Genomic DNA, 1,395 nt, shown 5'->3' on the forward strand with positions numbered 1-1,395 from the left:
GATCCGCCCGGTCCCGCCGACCTCCTGGATCCCGCCGGCCCCGCCGGCCCCGCCGGCCCCGTCATGACGCCGAATTCGAGCGTGAACCAGTACACCCGGCTGATGAGGTCGAGTGCCTCGGGCGTACGGAGGCGCATCGCCGTACGCCCGAACATGCGGTACAGCTCCGCGAACCGCGGCGAGGCCAGGTGGATGCCGTGGCCGAACACGTCGTGGAGTACGTCCGGTTCGGGCGTGTACAGCGGCACCGACGGATGGCGGACGAACTGCACGGCGTGGAAGTAGCCGCTCTCCATGGCGCCCAGGAAGCGCCGGTTCTCCACGAAACCACCCGCGAGCGTGAACGCGAACCCGGTCAGCGGCTTCAGCCCCGCACTGACCTCCGCGTGCTGCGGCACGTGATCGGCCGGGATCGGCGCGGCCTCCGCCGCCTCCAGGGCCTCCCGGCAGGCGTACGCCCGGTGCGCCCCGCCGAGCGCGCGGTGGACCGTGCGCCAGGTCGCGTGCTCCTCCTCCGTGTACTCCACGACCGGGGAGGGGTCGCCCACGCGGTGCCCGCGGGCCAGCCGTGCCACGGCGTTCCGCCGCTGCAGATACCGGCTGTCGCGCCGCCCGGGATGCTGCGCCGCCGTGCCGAGCCGGCCGTCGGGCGTCACCGGCGTGCGGGACCAGACATGACTCATGGAACACAAGGTGCCCAGGCGACAGCAGTGAGTAACCCTCACCGCTCCGGTCTTCCGGTTCTTAAGATGCGCCCGGCCCGTACCGGTGCCAGCGTGGAGAGTGGGCCCAGGTGTGCGGTCTGCGCGCAACGTGCTCGGCGTCCTGGTGCCCCGGTGCCTTGGTACAGGAGGTTTGCCATGACGACCAAGACGGCGTGGAACGCCCAGATCGACATCACGGAAGAGGGCCGCAAGGTCACCGCCGACGCCACGCTGATCGGCAAGGGCGGGCAACGGCAGCTGGTGGGTCACGGCGTCGCCCGGTGCAATCCGGCCGACCAGAACGACCCCGCCATCGGCGACGAACTCGCGGCGGCCCGCGCTCTCGCGGACCTCACCAACAAGCTGCTCGACAACGCTGCGCACGACATCGAGTCGCACACGCATCAACCGGTGAAGGGGTCGCTCGCCACCTGACACGGGAAAGGGAACGTTCCCTTTCGCCAGGGGCATTTTCGCCAGGGGCATTTTCCTTACGCAGGGCGTGGCGACCTGCCCGCTCCCCGCCCGGCCCGGGCTTTACTACGGAAATGGCCATTCGAGAGCCCGAGCCGGGGCCGGAGCAGCGCGGCCCCGGCCGGCGCGGCTTGCTGGCGGGGATGGCAGGGCTCGCCGCAGGCATCGTGTCGCCCCAGCCGAAGCCCCCGCCAAAGCCCCAGCCGAAGCCCCAGCC

2 protein-coding genes are annotated in these 1,395 nt (G+C 71.4%); one reads left to right on the forward strand and one right to left on the reverse strand.

From position 1 onward, the window contains the following. The coding region (locus ACSNOH_RS34770) for a phenylalanine 4-monooxygenase (RefSeq protein WP_436725441.1) at window positions 1-683 on the reverse strand (683 nt) is incomplete at its 3' end. Window positions 684-860: 177 nt separating this feature from the next. On the opposite strand from ACSNOH_RS34770, the gene ACSNOH_RS34775 reads away from it, so the two are divergent. Further along, window positions 861-1,139, forward strand: coding sequence for a dsRBD fold-containing protein (locus ACSNOH_RS34775; protein ID WP_436725442.1), 279 nt, complete (start codon window positions 861-863; stop codon window positions 1,137-1,139). Window positions 1,140-1,395: the final 256 nt, after the last annotated feature.

Source organism: Streptomyces sp. URMC 127, from assembly GCF_051386535.1.
Classification (GTDB): domain Bacteria; phylum Actinomycetota; class Actinomycetes; order Streptomycetales; family Streptomycetaceae; genus Streptomyces.